Consider the following 18,175-nt stretch of genomic DNA (forward strand, 5'->3'; position numbering starts at 1 on the left):
CGCAGGTCATCGTAGGCATTCGAGGTCCTTACGCCCGATCGGGGGATGACCTCGAACCACGCGGGTGACGGTCCGTCGGACGCGGACGAAGCGGACATTCGGGGTGATCGACTGACGGCCGGTAAGCGACGTCGTCGGACCGGAAAGCCTCCGGGTGTGTCGTTAAATGTGACCGTGTACTTCGATGCGGCCTCGACGGCCCCTCTGCACCCCGTCGCACGACAGGCGCTGACCGCCGCCCTGGACGAGGGCTGGGCCGATCCGGCCCGGCTGTACCGCTCCGGCCGGCAGGCCCGGATGCTGCTGGACGCCGCCCGCGAGACGGTGGCCGAGGCCCTGGGAGCCCGGGCGGACGAGATCGCCTTCACCGCGAGCGGGACGCAGGCGGTGCACCTGGGCATGCTGGGCGCGCTGGCCGGCCACCGGCGGCGCGGCGGCCACCTGGTGCACTCGGCGGTCGAGCACTCCAGCGTGCTGCACGTCGCCGAACGTCAGGAGGCGGGCGGCGGCACCGTCTCGGTGGCGCCGGTGGACCGCGCCGGCCGGGTCGACCCGGACGTGTTCGCCGCGCTGCTGCGCGCGGACACCGCGCTGGCCGTCCTGCAGAGCGCCAACCACGAGGTGGGGACGGTCCAGCCGGTCGGCGAGGTCGCCGGACACTGCCGCGAGGCCGGTGTCCCGCTGCTGGTCGACGCCGCGCAGAGCGTCGGGCGGGTGGACGTCCCGGCCGGCTGGTCGCTGCTGACCGCCAGCGCGCACAAGTGGGGCGGGCCGCCCGGCGTCGGGGTGCTGGCGGTGCGCAAGGGCGTCCGGTACGCCTCGCCGCTGCCGGCCGACGAACGCGAGGGCGGGCGGGTGCCCGGCTACGTCAACGTCCCGGCGATCGTCGCCGCGGCCGCCTCGCTGCGGGCCGTCCGGGCCGAGGCCGCGCGGGAGAACGCCCGGCTCCACGCGCTGGTGGAACGCATCCGGGCCCGGGTGCCGCAGCTGGTGCCCGAGGTGGAGGTGGTCGGCGACCCGGTGCGGCGGCTGCCGCACATCGTCACCTTCTCCTGCCTGTACGTGGACGGCGAGGTGCTGCTCACCGAACTGGACCGGGCGGGCTTCGCGGTCTCCTCCGGCTCCTCCTGCACCTCCTCCACCCTGACGCCGAGCCATGTGCTGGCCGCGATGGGGGTGCTCACCGAGGGGAACGTCCGGGTCTCGCTGCCGCCCGGGACGGCCGAGGCCGACGTCGAACGCTTCCTCACCGTGCTGCCGGAGCTGGTGGCGGGCGTCCGGGCGCCGTTCGGGCTGGACCTGTCGGCCCCGGAGCCGGAGCCGGCGGCCGGGCCCCTGCTGGTGATCGACGCGCTGGGCAAGCGCTGCCCGCTGCCGGTCATCGAGCTGGCGAAGCGGATCGGCGAGGTGCCGGAGGGCGGCACGGTCGCCGTGCTCGCGGACGACGAGGCGGCCCGGCTGGACATCCCGGCCTGGTGCGGGATGCGCGGCCAGGAGTACGCGGGCGAGGCCCCGGCCGCCGACTACGGCGGCGACCGGGGCTCGGCCTACCTCGTCGTCCGGCGGACTACTTGACCAGGTGCGCGCGGATGTCCGCGGCGGCCTCGGCGCCGTAGGCGCCCTCGAAGCGCTTCAGGAAGGCGGTCGGGCGCAGCTCGTACTCCTGGGTGCCGACGGTCTCGATCACCAGGGTGGCGAGCATGCAGCCGAGCTGGGCGGCGCGCTCCAGGTCGAGCTGCCAGGACAGGCCGGTCAGGAAGCCGGCCCGGAAGGCGTCGCCGACGCCGGTCGGGTCGACCTTCGCCTCCTCGGCGGCGCAGCCGACCAGGATCGCCGCCTCGCCCTTGCGCTCGATCCGCACGCCCTTGCTGCCCAGGGTGGTGATCCGGGTGCCGACCCGGGTGAGGATCTCCTCGGCGTCCCAGCCGGTCTTGCTCTCGATCAGCGCGGCCTCGTACTCGTTGGTGAAGAGGTACGCGGCGCCGTCGACGATGTCGCGGATGTCGTCGCCCTCCAGGCGGGCCAGCTGCTGGGAGGGGTCGGCGGCGAAGGCGAAGCCGCGGGTGCGGCACTCCTGGGTGTGGCGGACCATGCCCTGCGGGTCGTCGGCGCCGATCAGGACGAGGTCGAGGCCGCCGACGCGGTCGGCGATCGGCTTGAGCTCGATGTTGCGGGCCTCCGCCATGGCGCCGGTGTAGAACGAGGCGATCTGGTTGTGGTCCTCGTCCGTGGTGCACATGAAGCGGGCGGTGTGCCGGGTCTCGGAGATGTGGACGGAGTTGCAGTCCACGTTGTTGCGCTCCAGCCAGCTGCGGTACTCGGCGAAGTCCGCGCCGGCCGCGCCGACCAGGATCGGGCGCAGCCCGAGCACGCCCATGCCGAACGCGATGTTCGGCGCGACTCCGCCGCGGCGGATGTCCAGGGTGTCGACCAGGAAGGACAGCGACACGGTGTGCAGCTGCTCGGCGACGAGCTGGTCGGCGAACCGACCGGGGAACGTCATCAGATGGTCGGTGGCGATCGAGCCGGCGACGGCGATACGCACGGGAGGTCTCCTCAGGATGGCTGCGGGGCCAACGGGCAAGCACGGGTGAACCCACACACGGTACCGGGCTCGGGGCGGGCGGCAGCAAGACCGCCGCAATCCGCCGGCCCGCAGTGCCATCGTGGCACCCGTCACCGTCGAACGTGTACTACCTCCGGGTAGCACTGGTGGGTGGGCCGAACCCCGGCCTAGGGTCGGCAGCAGGGGCCCCGCCGAGCCGGGCGGGCCCCGTCGTCGACCGTGGCAGTGCGGCCACGGCCATGGATCGGAGCGATGCCCGATGATGCCCAGCCACGCCCCGCTGCCCGCCCTCCGGGCCGAAGCCGACGGCGAGAGCCTCGACGCGCTGGTGAGTTCGTCCCGGCGGCTGCGCCGGTTCTGGCCGCTGCTGGCGACCGGTCCCGAGCCGGCCGCGCCCGCCCGGGAGGGGTTCCGGGTGCCGTCCGACGCGCAGCGGCTGGTCGCCGGGATGGCCGAGTACGGCATGTGACCCGGCGCCCGCCCCGGCCCGGGGCGGGTGGAACCGAAGTGGAACCGGATCCGACCGGGTCACGTCACATCCGCGCGGAGCGGCCGAGCGGGCGGCACCGCTGAGCCCTCGGGAGGATGTGCAGATGGACCTGGAGACGATGCCCCGGCGCGGTCGGCGGGCGGTGGCCCTGGCGGGCCTGGCGCTGGCGGCGGTGGTGACGGTGGCCGGGTGCAACGGGGACGGCAAGACCTCGTCGGACTCGGCGGCGGGCGGTGCGGCCACGACCTCGGCGGGCGCGAGCGCCTCCCCGGAGGCCCCGGCGTCCTCCGGCGCCCCGTCCGCGCCGGCTCCGACGGCGAGCCCGTCGGCCACGTCGGACCAGCCCGGCCAGACGCCGCCGACCAAGTGGGCCCCCACCGCGGCCTCGCCCGCCCCGGGGCAGCCGTCGACGGCCGGTTCCGGGGGCACTCCCCCGGGCCCCGGGATCGCGGTGGGCGAGCCCGACCCGGCCGGGTCCGGGGCGCGCCCGGCGGTCTCCTACCGGGTGGACGGCAGCAACGGGCTGACCGTCTACTTCTTCGGCGGGGTCTGCCAGAAGTACGCGCTGAAGGCGGACGAGTCGCACCCCGGACGGGTGGACGTCAGGATCGTGGTGGCGGCGCCGGTGCAGCCCGGGCAGGTCTGCAACGCGCTGGCCAAGCGGCAGTCGGTGTCCGCCGATCTGCGCTCGCCGCTGGCCGGGCGGACGGTGACCGACCAGTCGAGCGGCCAGAACGTGCCGCTGGAGGCCGATCCGCACATGGGCCCGGACCCGGTCACTCCGGACGTCGCCGGCCAGTAGCCGCGACAACGGTGCGGAACGCGGAGGCGGCCCCGGGGATGATCCCCGGGGCCGCCTCCGTACTGCGGCTCGAACGAGCGTCGAGCGGTGCTGCCTAGCTGAACGAGTCGCCGCAGGCGCAGGAGCCGGTGGCGTTCGGGTTGTCGATCGTGAAGCCCTGCTTCTCGATGGTGTCGACGAAGTCGACGGTGGCGCCGCCCAGGTACGGGGCGCTCATCCGGTCGGTGACGACCTTGACACCGTCGAAGTCCTTGAGCACGTCGCCGTCGAGCGAGCGCTCGTCGAAGAACAGCTGGTAACGCAGGCCGGAGCAGCCACCGGGCTGGACGGCGACGCGAAGTGCGAGGTCGTCGCGGCCCTCCTGCTCCAGCAGGCCCTTGACCTTGGCCGCGGCGGCATCGGTAAGGAGGATGCCACTCTCGACGGTGGTCTCGTCCTGGACGGTCATCTGCTTTCTCCCGGTCTTTGACGACGGTTTGCCCCCAGTGCCAACCAACGGCCGTCCGGATTCATTTCCCGAACGGCGATTGTCTTCGTCGGCTTGCTGGTGGCGGAATTTCCGTGGGCCGGGTGTGCCACCCGCGTCCCCTACGCTCCCCATGCTCGCACAACCCGGGAGGGTGGGTCACCGCCCGAGCCGCGGAATCCGGGGAACCCGCCCCGGGCCGGGCCCGCGGACGCCAGGATGGTGGCCATGATCCTGCGCCAGGTCAGGGACACCGCCGCCGACGCGGAGGCCGTCCAGGAGCTTTCCCTCGCCGCGTTCGCCGATCCGGCCCTGCCCGGTCCGGCGCCCGCACGGACCCCGCTGCAGCTCGCCCGGACCAGACATCTGGCACGCACCGATCCGGAGGGCTGCTGGCTGGCGGAGAGCGGCGGGGAGCCGGTCGGCGCGGTGCTGTCGATGCGCCGGGAGGGCCTGTGGGCGCCGTCGCTGTTCGCGGTCCGGCCGCAGGCGCAGGGCAAGGGCGTCGGGCGGCTGCTGCTGGAACGGGCGGCGGCACACTCGCGGGGCTGCCTGCGCGGGATGGTCTGCGCGTCGGCGTCCCCGGCGGCGGCCCGCCGCTACCGGCTGGCCGGGTTCACCCTGCACCCGGCGATGCGGCTGACCGGGCGGGTGGACCGGGCCGGGCTGCTCGACCCGGGGGACATCCCGGTGCACCGGGGCGGCGCCGTCCACCGGCACCTGCTGGACTCGGTGGACCGGCGGCTGCGCGGGTCCGCGCACGGCCCGGACCACGAGCTGATGCTGGGCCACTTCGAGGAACTGCTGATCGCCGACGCGCTGGCCGGCAGCGGCTACTGCTACCGGGACGGCGGCGAGGTGAAGCTGCTGGCGGCCACCACCAAGCGGATCGCCGCCCGGCTGCTGCGCGAGGCGCTGGCCCGGGTGCCGGACGGGGTCGAGGCGCGCGTGGAGTTCCTGACCGCCGAGCAGGAGTGGGCGCTGGACGTCGGCCTGGAGGTGGGGCTGACCCCGCGGAGCCGGGGCTTCGTCGGGCTGCGCGGGATGCGGCCGCCGGCGCCGTACCTGCCGAGCGGCGCCTTCCTCTGAACCACGGGACGACGGAACGACTGGACGACTGGACGACGGGCCCCCCGCCGGCTGCCTGCTCCGGCGGGGGCCACGGGTCACCGGGGGCCGATCAGGCCATGGTGTCCAGGATCTCCCGGACCATGTCCATCGTCGTGCCCGGGTGCAGGAAGGCGAAGCGGGCGACCGTCTCGCCGTCCCAGCCGGTGGGGGTGACGAAGCCGATCTGGTCCGCGAGCAGCTGCTGCGACCAGCGGTAGTAGTCCTCGTTGGTCCAGCCCTTGCGCTTGAAGCAGACGGCCGAGAGCTGCGGGTCGAACAGCAGCTCCAGGTGGTCGGTGTCGCGGATGAGCTGGGCGGTGTCCCGGGCGAGCGTGAGGCCGGCCTCGATGGCGTCGGTGTAGGCCTGGGTGCCGTGGACGGCGAGGGAGAACCACAGCGGCAGGCCGCGGGCGCGCCGGGTGAGGTGGTAGGCGTAGTCGGTGGGGTTCCACTCGTCGCCCTCGGTGTGCAGGACGTCGAGGTAGGAGGCGTCCTGGGTGTGCACGGCCCGGGCGAGCTGCGGGTTGCGGTAGATCAGCGCGGCGCAGTCGAAGGGGGCGAACAGCCACTTGTGCGGGTCGACGACGAAGGAGTCGGCGTGCTCGATGCCGTTGTAGCGCTCGCGCACCGAGGGGGCGAACAGGCCCGCGCCGCCGTAGGCGCCGTCGACGTGGAACCAGAGGTCCCGCTCGCGGGCGACCTCGGCCAGGCCCTTGAGGTCGTCGACGATGCCCTCGTTGGTCGTCCCGGCCGTGCCCACGACCGCGATGACGGTCTCCGGGTTCGGGTCTGCGGCCAGCGCGGCGCGCAGCGCCTCGCCGGTGAACCGGCGGTTCACGGTGGGGACCTTGAAGGCCTCGACGCCGATGATGTTGAAGGTGTTCTTGACCGAGGAGTGGACCTGGTCGGCGACGGCGATCCGCAGCCGCGCCTCCGGCCCGACGCCAAGCTTGCGGCGGGCGGTGTCGCGGGCGACGACGAGGGCGGAGAGGTTGCCCGCGGAGCCGCCGGAGACGAAGGTGCCGCCGGCCGAGGCGGGCAGGCCGGCGCGGTCGGCGATCAGGCGCAGCACCTGGTTCTCGGCGGCGATCGCGCCGGCCGCCTCCAGCCAGGAGATGCCCTGCAGGGACGCGCAGGAGACCACCATGTCGAAGAGCAGCGCGGCCTTGGTCGGGGCGCACGGGATGAACGACAGGTAGCGCGGGCTGTCGGCGGAGATCACCGCGCGGGACAGCTCGTGGTCGTAGAGCTTGAGCACGTCGGCGGGGGCGTTGCCGTCCGCGTTCAGCAGACCGGCCAGCTGGGCGCGCAGGTGCTCGCCGTCACCGGGGTGGTCGAGCGGGACGGGGTCGTACTGCAGCCGGTCCCGCATGTAGTCGAAAACCAGGTCGACCAGTTCGTTGTCGGGCCGGTGCATGCGGTCGGGGGCTGCGGACACGGCTGTCCCTCTCGGCTGTGGGGTGTCGGGGGATGCCCGGTCGGCGGGGCGGTTCACCGCGTGGACCGGACGTGATCAGCGTAGGCAGCGGGAGGGGTTCGCCGCGCGTCGGAACCCGGCTGGTCAGGCAGCTTTCGGGCGTCTTCGGGCCGGTCCGCGCAGGATTCCTGCGCACCGGCCGGAGGGGGCCGGACGGGGGCCGGCGGGCTAGGGCGCGCCCTAGCCGATGAGCTGGGAGAGGACGACCGAGGAGCGGCTGCGCTGGACGCCGGGCTCGCGGCGGATGCGCTCGATGACGGCCTCCAGGTGCCGCATGTCGGCGGCGCGCAGGTGGACCAGGGCGTCCGGGTCGCCGGTGACCGTCCAGGCGGCGACCACCTCGGGGAACTGGCGCAGGCTGGCGAGGATCTCCTCGGGGGCGGTCCGCTCGCGGCAGTAGACCTCGACGAAGGCCTCGGTCTGCCAGCCGAGCACCGACGGGTCGAGCACCACGGTGAAGCCCCGCACCACGCCGCGCGCCCGCAGCCGGTCGATCCGGCGGCGCACGGCGGTGGCGGAGAGGTTGACCTGGAGGCCGATCTCGGCGTACGAGGCGCGGCCGTCGCGGCCGAGCCGGGCGAGCAGGAGCCGGTCGGTCTCGTCCAGGTCGGTCCCGACCACCTCGTGCGCTCGGCTGCTGGTCATCGGTGCGGGGCTCCACGGGTCGTACGGGTCGGTTGCGGCCTCGGGCGGCGGGCCCTCGGACGGAGGGCGGTAGGGGCGGCTGCCGAAACGGTTCGCCAACCATTCTGGCGGATGTCAGGAGCGAGTTCACCGCTGGCAGATGACGGCCGGTGGTCCGTCGGTGGTCCGCCGCCGGTCGGCAGCCGGTCCGCCGTCAGTCCGGCGTCAGTCCGCCGTCAGTCGGCCAGCAGGACGATCTTGCCCCGGGTGCGGCCCTCGGCGCTGAGCGCCTGGGCGGAGGCCGCCTGGGAGAGCGGGAAGGTGGAGGCGACGGTGACGGTCAGCCGGCCGTCGTCGGCCAGCGCAGCCAGTTCGGCGAGGTCCGCGGCGTCCGGGCGGACCCAGACGTAGTGGCCGCCGAGGGCCTTCACCCCGAAGTCGGTGATCGAGGCGATCCGGCTCTGGTCCGCCACCAGGCTCGCCGAGAGCGGGACGGCGCCGTGGCCGACCAGGTCGAGGGCCGCGTCGATCCCGCCCGGGGCGAGCGCCCGGACCCGGTCGGCCAGGCCCTCGCCGTAGAGCACCGGCTCGGCGCCGAGGCCGCGCAGGTAGTCGTGGTTGCGCTCGCCCGCGGTGCCGATCACCCGGGCTCCGAGGGCCCGGGCGATCTGGACGGCCAGGTGCCCGACCCCGCCGGCCGCGGCGTGCACCAGCAGGGTCTCCCCCGCCCGCAGCCGCAGTGCCTTGAGGCTCTGCAGCGCGGTGAGCCCGGCCAGCGGCAGGCCGCCGGCCTGGGCCCAGTCCAGTGCGGCCGGCTTGCGGGCGAGGGTGCGGACCGGGGCGGAGACGAGTTCGGCGTAGGTGCCGTGCTCGACGGTGTCCTTGCGGACGTAGCCGTAGACCTCGTCGCCGGGCGCGAACTCGGTGACGCCGCCGCCGACGGCGCGGACCACGCCGGCCAGGTCCCAGCCCATGACGAGCGGGAAGTGCGCGTCCAGCAGGCCGTCCAGGGCGCCGTCCCGGATCTTCCAGTCCACCGGGTTCACCCCGGCCGCCCGCATCCGCACCAGGACCGAGTCCGGACCGACCTTGGGGTCGGGCAGGTCGGTGTACTCGACGACTTCGGGGCCGCCGTAGCGGTTGATCGCGATTGCCTTCATGGCCTCAGCCATACCCGGGCCCGGCCGGATATCGATTCGGCCACGCGAGGACCACCCCAAAACGGTCATCCGGTTCCGCCAGGGTCCGATTCGGCGAGCGGTTCTCGTCACATCGACAGGATGGCCATCGTCACTCTGACACCAACCGGTTATCATAGATAGCGTCAGATAGACGAAAAGGCTTCAGGCTTGATCGGCCGCACAGAAGGGCACCCGCCCGTGACCACCACCATCACCGAGACCCACGGCGTCGACCCCACTCCGACGCCGCTCGCTCTGCTGCTGCTCGGCCGCGAGGCCGACCCGAACAGCGAGCGCGGCGTCGAGTGCCCCGGCGACCTCCCCCCGGCCTCCGACCCGAACCTCGTCGAGCGCGCCCGCGCCGCCAAGGCCGCGCTCGGTGACCGCGTCTTCATCCTCGGACACCACTACCAGCGCGACGAGGTGATCGAGTTCGCCGACGTCACCGGCGACTCCTTCAAGCTCGCGCGGGACGCGGCGGCCCGCCCGGAGGCCGAGTACATCGTCTTCTGCGGCGTGCACTTCATGGCCGAGTCCGCCGACATCCTGACCGGCGACGCCCAGCAGGTCGTCCTCCCGGACCTCGCGGCCGGCTGCTCGATGGCCGACATGGCCACCGCCGAGCAGGTCGCCGAGTGCTGGGACGTGCTGACCGACGCCGGCATAGCCGACGTCACCGTCCCGGTCTCGTACATGAACTCCTCCGCCGACATCAAGGCCTTCACCGGCAAGCACGGCGGCACCATCTGCACCTCCTCCAACGCCGAACGCGCCCTGGAGTGGGCCTTCGAGCAGGGCCAGAAGGTCCTGTTCCTGCCCGACCAGCACCTCGGCCGCAACACCGCGGTGCGCGATCTGGGCCTCTCGCTGGACGACTGCGTCCTGTACAACCCGCACAAGCCGAACGGCGGCCTGACCGCCGAGCAGCTGCGGGACGCCAAGATGATCCTGTGGCGCGGCCACTGCTCGGTGCACGGCCGGTTCAGCGTGGACTCGGTGAACGACGTGCGCGAGCGGATCCCCGGCGTCACCGTGCTGGTGCACCCCGAGTGCAAGCACGAGGTCGTCTCGGCCGCCGACATGGTGGGCTCGACCGAGTACATCATCAAGGCGCTGGACGCCGCCGAGCCCGGCTCCAAGTGGGCCATCGGCACCGAGCTGAACCTGGTCCGCCGCCTGGCCAAGGCCCACCCGGACAAGGAGATCGTCTTCCTGGACCGGACGGTCTGCTTCTGCTCCACCATGAACCGGATCGACCTGCCGCACCTCGTCTGGGCGCTGGAGTCGCTGGTCGAGGGCCGGGTGCCGAACGTGATCACCGTCGACCCGGAGACCGAGAAGTACGCCAAGGCGGCGCTGGACCGGATGCTGGCCCTGCCGTAGCCGGCCCGGCCGCCGGGACACGACGAAGGGCGGGTCCCCTCCCACCGGAGGGGACCCGCCCTTTCGTCTGGCACCGGCCGCGGCGGCTACTCGGGGTAGCCCGGGATCACACCCTCGCCGTCGGCCATCAACATCTCGCGGACCTCGTCGATCGTCGCCTCGGCGCTCGGCAGGATCAGCTCGGACGGCGCCAGTGAATCCAGCGGCACCGGAGTGCCGAACTGCTTCACCGCGTCCAGCAGCTTGCCGTAGGCCCGACGGAAGTGCTCCTCGTCCCCCGACTCCACTGCGGTGACGAGCTCGGCGTCGAGCTCGTTGAGCAGGTTCAGGTGGGACTCGCCCACCTCGTACTGCCCCTCACCCATGACCCTCATGATCATGCCGTGCGTCTCCCTGGTTCGTGGGATGGAGCTCAGATCACTTGTTGTAGTTGATGCGCGGGGTGTCCTGCTGCGGCTGGGCCTGCGGCTGCTGCGAATTGCCCTGCTCGATCGCGGCCGGACCGGAGGACGGGCCCCCCAGCTCGGCCTTCATCCGGGCCAGCTCCAGCTCGACGTCGGTGCCGCCGGCCACCCGCTCCAGCTCGGCCTCGATGTCGTCCTTGCGGCCGAGACCGCTGGAGTCGTCGAGCGCACCGGACGCCAGCAGCTCGTCGATCGCACCGGCCCGGGCCTGCATCTGGGCCGTCTTGTCCTCGGCCCGCTGGATGGCCAGGCCGACGTCGCCCATCTCCTCCGAGATCCCGGAGAAGGACTCGGCGATGCGGGTCTGCGCCTGAGCGGCGGTGTAGGTGGCCTTGATGGTCTCCTTCTTGGTGCGGAAGGCGTCCACCTTGGCCTGCAGCCGCTGGGAGGCGAGCGTGAGCTTCTCCTCCTCGCCCTGGAGGGCCTGGTACTGCGTCTCCAGGTCGGTGATCTGGGACTGCATGTTGGCCCGGCGGGTCAGCGCCTCGCGCGCGAGGTCCTCGCGGCCCAGGGACAGCGCCTTGCGGCCCTGGTCCTCGTACTTCGCCGACTGCTGCTGGAGCTGGGTCAGCTGGAGTTCCAGGCGCTTGCGCGAGGTCGCGACGTCCGCGACGCCACGCCGTACCTTCTGCAGCAGTTCGAGCTGCTTCTGGTAGGAGTAGTCGAGCGTCTCTCGGGGATCCTCCGCCCGGTCCAAGGCCTTGTTCGCCTTGGAGCGGAAGATCAACCCCATACGCTTCATGATTCCGTCGCTCATGGGCCTCGGGTGCCCCCTTCTCCGGCCTGCGGTCTCTATCTCGATACCAGACACGACGAGTGTATGTGCAGCGAGCCCGTCGCCGCAGTGCACCTGCCTGCTACAAGACTGCTACAGCGACCAGCGGAGTTCCTCCTCCCCCGGGTGGATCCGCCTCTCATCCCCTCCATAGTCCATCCGATTGATCCCCTACGGGAAGGGGCCGGGAAACCCCGGCGGGCGCCGACCTCGCGGATTGATACGCGTTTGGGTCCGAGGGGACCCCGAGAAGCCGCCCGGCACCCCGTACGCTGGTGGTGTGTTCCGACGCCGTTCAGATGATGCAGCCGCCTCCGCCACCGTGCTGGAGAAGCCGGACGAGACCCGCCACCCCCAGGCCAAGAAGGGCCGGCCAACGCCCAAGCGCAGTGAGGCCGAGGCCAACCGGCGCACCCGGGTGACGGTGCCCAAGGACCGCAAGGAGGCCGCCCGCCAGGCCCGCGAGCGGATGCGCTCCGAGCGCGAGAAGCAGCGCACCGCGCTGCTGGAGGGCGACGAGCGCCACCTGCCGGCCCGTGACAAGGGCCCGGTGCGCAAGTTCGCCCGCGACTACGTGGACGCCCGCTGGTCGCTCGCCGAGTTCTTCCTGCCCGCCGCCGTGGTCATCCTGGTGCTGAGCATCATCAAGGTGCCCGCCATCCAGCTGCTGTCCACGCTGCTGTTCCTGCTGTTCTTCGTGCTGGTGATCCTGGACTTCGTCCGCCTCGGCTTCGGTCTGCGCAAGCAGTTCGCCGAGCGCTTCGCCGGCCAGAACACCCGCGGCGCGGTCGCCTACGGCCTGATGCGCATCCTGCAGATGCGCCGGCTGCGACTGCCCAAGCCGCAGGTGCGGCGCGGAGAGAAGCCCTGACCGCCGAACCGGTGGACTCCGGCTGGGCCCCCCCTTCCTGGGAGGGGCCCGGCCTGTACGCGTTGCCGGGGCAGGGGGACGGCGGCCACGACCGGATCGGCCAGGAGCGCCGGCTGCCCTCGCGCAGCGGCTCCTTCGCCGGCGGTACCGGCGCCTGGCTGGACCGGCTCGGCGGACTGCGCAACTTCGTCCGCCAGGAACTGGTCTCCCGGCAGCTCGCCGAGCAGCTGGCCGGCCGCACCGCGCAGCGCGTCCTCGACATCGGCTGCGGCCAGGGCACCCAGGCGCTGCGCCTGGCCCGGGCCGGCCACTACGTCACCGGCATCGACTCCGACCCGGTCGCGCTCGGCGTCGCCCAGGGGGCGCTCGCCGAGGAACCGCCGGAGGTTGCCGGCCGGCTGCAACTGCTCAGCGGCGACGCCCACCAGTGCGGGCGCTGGTTCGGCCCGCGCAGCTTCGACGTGGTGCTCTGCCACGGCGTCCTGATGTACCTGCCCGCCCCCGACCCGATGATCGCCTCGCTGGCCCGGCTGCTGGCCCCGGGCGGGCTGCTCTCGCTGCTGGTCCGCAACCGCGACGCGCTCGCCCTGCGGCCCGCCGCCGCCGGGGACTGGCGGGCCGCCCTGCACGCCTTCGAGAGCGACCGGTACTACAACCGGCTCGGGCTGGCCGCCCGCGCCGACCGCCTCGCCGACCTCACCGTCACCCTCTCCGAGGTGTCGGTGCCGCTGAAGCACTGGTACGGCGTACGGGTCTTCACCGACAACGCGCCCGACGACGCGACCCCGCCGGTGGACGGGCGGCAGCTCGCCCAGCTGCTGGAGGCCGAGGACCGGGCCGGCCGCACCGACCCGTACCGGCAGGTCGCCGCGCTGCTGCACGTGGTCGGCGCCAAGTAGCGGCCCCGCGACGGCGGTTACGCCTCGTGCAGGCTCATCGAGTAGATCACCCGGTCGTCGTCCAGCAGGACCGCCGTGTCGATGCCGTCCTCGGCGAGCTGCTTCCAGGACTCCCCGATCCAGGTCTCGGCGTCCCCCTGACCGGCGAACTCCTCCTGAGCGCCCTCCGGCACCACCGCGGTGCCGTCCGCCTTCTCGTACCGCCACGTCCAGACCATGCCCGGCTCCTCCCACCGACGACGCTGCCTGCGTGCTGCGCACCTTAGCCTGCCCGGCCCGATCTTCCGTATGCCTGGCCGGACGGTCCGGATGCCCGGTCGGGCAGGATGGGCGGCATGGCGATCCACCACCCGCTCCCCCGCACGCTGCTGCTCGGCGGCGCCCGCTCCGGCAAGTCCACCCGGGCCGAGCAGCTGCTCGCCGACCACCCGGACGTCCTGTACGTGGCCACCGGCGGCGCCCGGGACGGCGACGCCGAGTGGGCCCAGCGGGTCGCGCTGCACCGCGAGCGGCGGCCGGCGAGCTGGCGCACCGCCGAGACCTGCGACCTGGAGGCCGTGCTGGCCGACCGGACCGACCCGGCGCCGGTGCTGGTCGACTGCCTGGCGCTGTGGCTGACCGCCGTGATGGACGAGTGCGGCGCCTGGGACGACGCGGTCTGGGCTACGGGTGGGGAGGCCGCCGTCCAACGGCGCTGCGAGGCCCTGGCGCGGGCCTGGGCGGCCACCGGGCGCACGGCCGTCGCGGTCAGCAACGAGGTCGGGATGGGCGTCGTCCCGGCGACCGCCGCCGGCCGGCGCTTCCGCGACACCCTGGGCCGGCTGAACATGGCCGTGGCGGACGCCTCCGAGCGTGTGCTGCTGGTCGTGGCCGGGCAGGTTCTGACCGTCAAGCCAGCCGCCGCCTGAACATCTGCGGCGTGTAGCCTTCCGGACGATGGACACGACCGTGGATCTCGATACGTTCTCCTCGCTCGTCGAGCGCCCCGACGAGAGCGCCCGACGGGCCGCCGAGGAACGCTGGCAGGAGGCCGGCCGGCCGCGCGGCGGGCTCGGCAAGCTGGAGGAGCTGGGCAGCTGGCTGTCGTCCGTACAGGGGCGATCCCCCGTGCGGCCGGTGTCGGCCCCCAAGGTGCTGCTGTTCGCCGCCGACCACGGCGTGGCCGCGCTCGGGGTGTCCCGGCTGCCCGCCAAGGGCGGCACCGCCGCGCGGGTGCGCGCCGTCCTGGACGGCACCGCGCCGGTCACCCGGCTGGCCCGGCGCTACGGCGCCGAGGTGCGGGTCGTCGACGTCGCGGTGGACGCCGACCCCGCCGACTTCCCGGACGACGTGGTCACCCACCGGATCCGGCGCGGCTCCGGCCGGATCGACGTCGAGGACGCGCTCACCCCCGAGGAGACCGCGCGGGCCTTCCGGGCCGGCATGGCCGTCGCCGACGAGGAGGCCGACGCCGGCACCGACCTGGTGCTGCTCGGCGACCTCGGCGTCGGCGCCACCACCGTCGCCGCCGTCCTGGTCGGCGCGCTGTGCGGAACGGACGCGGCCGCCGTCACCGGGCGCGGCTCGGGCGTCGACGACCGGGTCTGGATGGTCAAGTGCGCCACCATCCGCGACTCCCTGCGGCGGGCCCGGCCCGTCCTCGGCGACCAGCTGGCGCTGCTCGGCGCCACCGGCGGGGCCGACTTCGCGGCGATCACCGGCTTCCTGCTCCAGGCCGCGGCGCGACGGCTCCCGGTGGTGCTGGACGGCGTCGTCTCGGCGGCCTGCGCGCTGGTCGCGCAGCGGATCGCCTTCCGGGCGCCGGAGTGGTGGCGGGCCGGGCAGTCGAGCGGCGAGCCCGCCCAGGCCAAGGCCTACGACCGCCTCACCCTGACGCCGTTGCAGGACCAGGGGATCACCATGGGCGAGGGCCTCGGCGCGCTGCTGGCCCTACCTCTGCTCCAGGCCGCGGGCGACGCGCTCGCGGACGAGGCCCCGCGGCCGTTCGTGCCGTCGGCGCCGAAGGAGCAGCCGAAGCTGCCGTCGGCGGCGGACCTGCTGCGGCGGCTGTAGGAACCCGCAGCAACCCGTGGCACCAGGATCATGGGCGCCCCGTCCGGCACATCGGACGGGGCGCTTCCGTTCGGAGGGAAACACGTCGTGCAGGGCGCCAGTTGGGCCGAGGGGCTCCGGTTCGGGTTCGGGACGCTGTCCGTGCTGCGGGTGCGGGTGGAGCGGTGGGACCGGGCCGCGGCGGCGCGGGCGATGACGGCGGCCCCGGTGGTGGGGCTGGTGCTCGGCGCGGCGGGCGCCGGGGCGGGGGCGCTGGTGGCCTGGCGGGCCGGCGGGCTGCTCGGGGCGGTGGCGGCGGTGGGGGTGCTGGCCGCGCTCACCCGGGGGCTGCACCTGGACGGTCTGGCGGACGTGGCCGACGGCCTGGGCAGCGGGAAACCGGCCGAGGACGCGCTGCGCATCATGAAGCAGTCCGACATCGGCCCGTTCGGCGTCCTGACCCTCGTTCTCGTGCTGCTGGCCCAGATCGCGGCGCTGGCCGGACAGTTCGCCGAGTCGACCACGCGCGGCGCGCTCGCGGTGCTGGCGTCGGCGGTGACCGCGCGGTGCGCGCTCGCCTGGGGCTGCCTGCGGTCGGTGCCGGCCGCCCGGCCGGGCGGCCTGGGCGCGATGGTGGCGGGCACCGTGGCACCCGCCGGAGCGGTCGCGGGGACGGCCGCCGCAGCGCTCGCCCTGGCCGCACTCGGACTGTTTGACGGATCGTCAATCCTCCGCCTCCCCCTGTCCGTTGTGCTCGGCGTCGGCTGCGCCCAGCTGCTGCTCCGGCGCTGCGTACGGCGGTTCGACGGAATCACCGGGGACGTGCTCGGCGCGATGGCGGAAACCGCCGCGACCGCCTCGCTGTTCGCCCTGGCGTTGCTCGGCTGATACCGGGCGGCGCGTGATCCCACCATGCGGACTACCATGCGGGGAGCACCGCAGCCCTGCACCGTCGCAGGTCCTGCCCGCCCGGCGTGACCCGAGGAGCCGGGGCCTCTGGTGTGCGTGGCCGCGACCTGCGCGGGTGCGCGCGCCAGGGGGCCCGGACCCGGAGCGTGCCGGGCGGTCCGGCCTGCGACGGCGGGTTGCGCCGGTGCGGCAGCCTCGCCGCAACCGGCCGTGGACCGCGAAAGAACAGGACGCATTACGTGACTGCATTGTCTGTGAGCACCTCCTCCGCCGCCTCGCTGCGCGCGGACGCCCTGGTGGTCGGTGTCGCCAAGGGCCCCAAGGGCATCGTGCTGGCCCCCGGCTCCGAGGCCGTGAACGAGGCGTTCGAGGGCAAGCTGACCGAGGTCCTCAGCACCCTGGGCGCGACCGGCGCCGAGGGCGAGGCCGTCAAGGTGCCCTCCCCCGCCGGCCTGAAGGCCGCGCTCGTGCTCGCGGTCGGCCTCGGCGAGGCCGCCGAGGCCGGCTACCAGCTGGAGGCGCTGCGCCGCGCCGCTGGTGTCGCCGCCCGCACCCTGGCCGGCGCCAAGAAGGCCGCGCTGGCCCTGCCGACCGAGTCCGCGGACGAGGTCGAGGCCGTCGCGCTGGGCGGCCTGCTCGGCTCGTACGCCTTCGGCACCTACAAGGCCGACGGCAGCGGCAAGGAGCCGGTCGGCGAGCTGGTCGTGCTGGCCCCCCGCAAGGGCAGCAAGGACGCCAAGGCGGCCGTGGAGCGCGCCGCCGCGGTCGGCGAGGAGATGAACCGGGCCCGTGACCTGGTCAACACCGCGCCGAACGACCTGAACCCGAAGAGCTTCGCCGCGATCGCCCAGGCGGCCGGCAAGGAGCACGGCCTCAAGGTCGAGGTGCTGGACGAGAAGGCGCTGCTCAAGGGCGGCTTCGGCGGCCTGCTGGGCGTCGGCAACGGCTCGGCCAACCCGCCGCGGCTGGTGAAGGTGGCCTACACCCACCCGAAGGCGAAGGCCACGCTGGCCTTCATCGGCAAGGGCATCACCTACGACTCGGGCGGCATCTCGCTGAAGCCGGCCGGCCACAACGAGACCATGAAGTGCGACATGGCCGGCGCCGCCGCCGTGTTCGCCGCCGTGGTGGCCGCCAAGCGCCTGGGCCTGGCCGTCAACGTGACCGGCTGGCTGGCGCTGGCCGAGAACATGCCGTCCGGCTCCGCCACCCGCCCCGGCGACGTGCTGCGCATGTACGGCGGCAAGACCGTCGAGGTGCTGAACACCGACGCCGAGGGCCGTCTGGTGCTGGCCGACGCGATCGTGCGCGCCGGCGAGGAGAACCCGGACGTCATCGTCGACGTGGCGACCCTGACCGGCGCCATGGTGCTGGCCCTGGGCAACCGCACCTTCGGTGTGATGTCCAACAACGACGAGCTGCGCGAGACCCTGCACACCGTCTCGGGCGAGGTCGGCGAGCAGTCCTGGCCGATGCCGCTGCCGGCCGAGCTGCGCAAGGGCATGACCGAGTCGACCATCGCCGACCTGGCGAACATGGGCGAGCGGATGGGCGGCGGCCTGGTGGCCGGCCTGTTCCTGAAGGAGTTCGTGGCCGAGGGCATCGACTGGGCGCACCTGGACATCGCCGGCCCGGCGTTCCACGAGAGCGCGCCGTTCGGCTACACCCCGAAGGGCGGCACCGCGAGCGCGGTGCGCACCCTGGTCCGGTTCGCCGAGCAGACCGCGGCGGGCAACAAGGCCTGATCAGGCACCGAGTCGACGGGGGTCCGGCGCGCGTGCGCCGGGCCCCCGTCGGCGTTCGCGCGCCGGCGCCGGTTACCCGCGAGTAGGCCGGGACCCCGCCCCGCACCTCTGTTCGCTGCGGGCGAAACTTTGTTCCACCCTGCGGAAGACATGGCGCCGCAGGGCTGCGCCGACGCCCGTCCGGCGGCTGTCAACCCCGCGTTGAGCTGCAATGATGCCCTTCCGTCGGGGGTATTCCCGCCCCGGTGACCGCTCTGTGGGACACCCCTGGGGTGGACCCGGACATCAGCCACCGCGAACAAGTGCGAAGATGTATTTCCGGCACGACTGGGCGCCTCACAAAGGCTTCCGACCCACCGGACCGCGACCGGCCCGGCGACCC

Annotated in this window: 18 protein-coding genes and 1 pseudogene; 11 read left to right on the forward strand and 8 right to left on the reverse strand. The window is 73.6% G+C overall.

Annotated elements, in window-relative coordinates; translation table 11 throughout:
* Positions 1-174: 174 nt before the first annotated feature.
* Entirely contained in the window at positions 175-1,575 is a 1,401-nt protein-coding gene (locus tag AB0P03_RS13145) for an aminotransferase class V-fold PLP-dependent enzyme (RefSeq protein WP_363583014.1), read from the forward strand.
* Here AB0P03_RS13145 and AB0P03_RS13150 read toward each other — a convergent pair.
* Entirely contained in the window at positions 1,568-2,545 is a 978-nt protein-coding gene (locus AB0P03_RS13150; protein ID WP_363583016.1) for a carbohydrate kinase family protein, read from the reverse strand. The genes AB0P03_RS13145 and AB0P03_RS13150 overlap by 8 nt on opposite strands.
* A gap of 280 nt (positions 2,546-2,825) precedes the next feature.
* Here AB0P03_RS13150 and AB0P03_RS13155 point away from each other — a divergent pair, with 280 nt between their 5' ends.
* Positions 2,826-3,035: a hypothetical protein gene (locus tag AB0P03_RS13155; RefSeq protein ID WP_363628802.1), complete on the forward strand. Its 210-nt coding sequence runs from the start codon at positions 2,826-2,828 to the stop codon at positions 3,033-3,035.
* Between the two features lie 124 nt (positions 3,036-3,159).
* Complete coding sequence (locus AB0P03_RS13160) at positions 3,160-3,858, forward strand: hypothetical protein (protein ID WP_363583018.1); 699 nt, start codon at positions 3,160-3,162, stop codon at positions 3,856-3,858.
* Between the two features lie 94 nt (positions 3,859-3,952).
* Here AB0P03_RS13160 and erpA read toward each other — a convergent pair whose 3' ends face one another.
* Positions 3,953-4,306 carry an iron-sulfur cluster insertion protein ErpA gene (gene erpA / locus AB0P03_RS13165; RefSeq protein ID WP_030391519.1) on the reverse strand — a complete coding sequence of 118 codons (354 nt, stop codon included), beginning with the start codon at positions 4,304-4,306 and terminating at the stop codon, positions 3,953-3,955.
* A 246-nt stretch (positions 4,307-4,552) separates the two neighbouring features.
* Here erpA and AB0P03_RS13170 point away from each other — a divergent pair, with 246 nt between their 5' ends.
* On the forward strand, positions 4,553-5,413 hold the full coding sequence (locus AB0P03_RS13170) for a GNAT family N-acetyltransferase (RefSeq protein WP_363580970.1): 861 nt from the start codon (positions 4,553-4,555) through the stop codon (positions 5,411-5,413).
* 91 nt (positions 5,414-5,504) lie between these two features.
* Here AB0P03_RS13170 and AB0P03_RS13175 read toward each other — a convergent pair whose 3' ends face one another.
* From AB0P03_RS13175 to AB0P03_RS13185, 3 genes are all read right to left on the reverse strand, one after another.
* Positions 5,505-6,872, reverse strand: a complete 1,368-nt coding sequence (locus AB0P03_RS13175) for a pyridoxal-dependent decarboxylase (protein ID WP_244293334.1) — start codon at positions 6,870-6,872, stop codon at positions 5,505-5,507.
* A gap of 219 nt (positions 6,873-7,091) precedes the next feature.
* Complete coding sequence (locus AB0P03_RS13180; protein ID WP_363580968.1) at positions 7,092-7,556, reverse strand: Lrp/AsnC family transcriptional regulator; 465 nt, start codon at positions 7,554-7,556, stop codon at positions 7,092-7,094.
* Positions 7,557-7,771: 215 nt separating this feature from the next.
* Positions 7,772-8,695, reverse strand: coding sequence for an NADP-dependent oxidoreductase (locus AB0P03_RS13185; RefSeq protein WP_363580966.1), 924 nt, complete (start codon positions 8,693-8,695; stop codon positions 7,772-7,774).
* Positions 8,696-8,926: 231 nt separating this feature from the next.
* Here AB0P03_RS13185 and nadA point away from each other — a divergent pair, with 231 nt between their 5' ends.
* The gene (nadA, locus tag AB0P03_RS13190; RefSeq protein ID WP_363580982.1) at positions 8,927-10,099 is read left to right on the forward strand and encodes a quinolinate synthase NadA; all 1,173 of its coding nucleotides are present in this window, start codon (positions 8,927-8,929) and stop codon (positions 10,097-10,099) included.
* Positions 10,100-10,185: 86 nt separating this feature from the next.
* Here nadA and AB0P03_RS13195 read toward each other — a convergent pair whose 3' ends face one another.
* Together AB0P03_RS13195 and AB0P03_RS13200 are read right to left on the reverse strand one after the other, a co-directional pair.
* Entirely contained in the window at positions 10,186-10,479 is a 294-nt protein-coding gene (locus tag AB0P03_RS13195) for a hypothetical protein (RefSeq protein ID WP_363622262.1), read from the reverse strand.
* 37 nt (positions 10,480-10,516) lie between these two features.
* Positions 10,517-11,320 (reverse strand): PspA/IM30 family protein, encoded by an 804-nt coding sequence (locus AB0P03_RS13200; RefSeq protein WP_363580962.1) that lies wholly within the window; start codon positions 11,318-11,320, stop codon positions 10,517-10,519.
* 298 nt (positions 11,321-11,618) lie between these two features.
* Between AB0P03_RS13200 and AB0P03_RS13205 the strand changes: the two genes are divergently transcribed.
* Together AB0P03_RS13205 and AB0P03_RS13210 are read left to right on the forward strand one after the other, a co-directional pair.
* On the forward strand, positions 11,619-12,209 hold the full coding sequence (locus AB0P03_RS13205; RefSeq protein ID WP_350886323.1) for a DUF3043 domain-containing protein: 591 nt from the start codon (positions 11,619-11,621) through the stop codon (positions 12,207-12,209).
* A gap of 158 nt (positions 12,210-12,367) precedes the next feature.
* Positions 12,368-13,108, forward strand: coding sequence for a methyltransferase domain-containing protein (locus AB0P03_RS13210; RefSeq protein ID WP_363580980.1), 741 nt, complete (start codon positions 12,368-12,370; stop codon positions 13,106-13,108).
* A gap of 17 nt (positions 13,109-13,125) precedes the next feature.
* On the opposite strand, the gene AB0P03_RS13215 is transcribed toward AB0P03_RS13210, so the two are convergent.
* Positions 13,126-13,326 (reverse strand): hypothetical protein, encoded by a 201-nt coding sequence (locus AB0P03_RS13215; protein WP_350886321.1) that lies wholly within the window; start codon positions 13,324-13,326, stop codon positions 13,126-13,128.
* Between the two features lie 135 nt (positions 13,327-13,461).
* Here AB0P03_RS13215 and cobU point away from each other — a divergent pair.
* From cobU to AB0P03_RS13235, 4 genes and pseudogenes are all read left to right on the forward strand, one after another.
* Positions 13,462-14,016, forward strand: a pseudogene (gene cobU / locus AB0P03_RS13220) (bifunctional adenosylcobinamide kinase/adenosylcobinamide-phosphate guanylyltransferase); the annotation flags it as partial.
* A gap of 28 nt (positions 14,017-14,044) precedes the next feature.
* Positions 14,045-15,160 carry a nicotinate-nucleotide--dimethylbenzimidazole phosphoribosyltransferase gene (locus AB0P03_RS13225; protein WP_363628804.1) on the forward strand — a complete coding sequence of 372 codons (1,116 nt, stop codon included), beginning with the start codon at positions 14,045-14,047 and terminating at the stop codon, positions 15,158-15,160.
* Between the two features lie 87 nt (positions 15,161-15,247).
* Positions 15,248-16,027, forward strand: coding sequence for an adenosylcobinamide-GDP ribazoletransferase (locus tag AB0P03_RS13230; protein ID WP_363580958.1), 780 nt, complete (start codon positions 15,248-15,250; stop codon positions 16,025-16,027).
* A gap of 260 nt (positions 16,028-16,287) precedes the next feature.
* Positions 16,288-17,793, forward strand: coding sequence for a leucyl aminopeptidase (locus tag AB0P03_RS13235; protein ID WP_363580956.1), 1,506 nt, complete (start codon positions 16,288-16,290; stop codon positions 17,791-17,793).
* Positions 17,794-18,175 lie beyond the last annotated feature (382 nt).

It is taken from the genome of Kitasatospora sp. NPDC088779, assembly GCF_040685395.1.
Taxonomy (GTDB): domain Bacteria; phylum Actinomycetota; class Actinomycetes; order Streptomycetales; family Streptomycetaceae; genus Kitasatospora.

Coding starts and splice junctions, on each gene's coding strand:
- AB0P03_RS13170 (WP_363580970.1), top strand. CDS start 4,553: ATGATCCTGCGCCAGGTCAGGGACACCGCCGCCGACGCGGAGGCCGTC.
- AB0P03_RS13215 (WP_350886321.1), bottom strand. CDS start 13,326: ATGGTCTGGACGTGGCGGTACGAGAAGGCGGACGGCACCGCGGTGGTG.
- AB0P03_RS13195 (WP_363622262.1), bottom strand. CDS start 10,479: ATGATCATGAGGGTCATGGGTGAGGGGCAGTACGAGGTGGGCGAGTCC.
- AB0P03_RS13185 (WP_363580966.1), bottom strand. CDS start 8,695: ATGAAGGCAATCGCGATCAACCGCTACGGCGGCCCCGAAGTCGTCGAG.
- AB0P03_RS13180 (WP_363580968.1), bottom strand. CDS start 7,556: ATGACCAGCAGCCGAGCGCACGAGGTGGTCGGGACCGACCTGGACGAG.
- AB0P03_RS13160 (WP_363583018.1), top strand. CDS start 3,160: ATGGACCTGGAGACGATGCCCCGGCGCGGTCGGCGGGCGGTGGCCCTG.
- AB0P03_RS13200 (WP_363580962.1), bottom strand. CDS start 11,320: ATGAGCGACGGAATCATGAAGCGTATGGGGTTGATCTTCCGCTCCAAG.
- erpA (WP_030391519.1), bottom strand. CDS start 4,306: ATGACCGTCCAGGACGAGACCACCGTCGAGAGTGGCATCCTCCTTACC.
- AB0P03_RS13155 (WP_363628802.1), top strand. CDS start 2,826: ATGATGCCCAGCCACGCCCCGCTGCCCGCCCTCCGGGCCGAAGCCGAC.
- AB0P03_RS13225 (WP_363628804.1), top strand. CDS start 14,045: ATGGACACGACCGTGGATCTCGATACGTTCTCCTCGCTCGTCGAGCGC.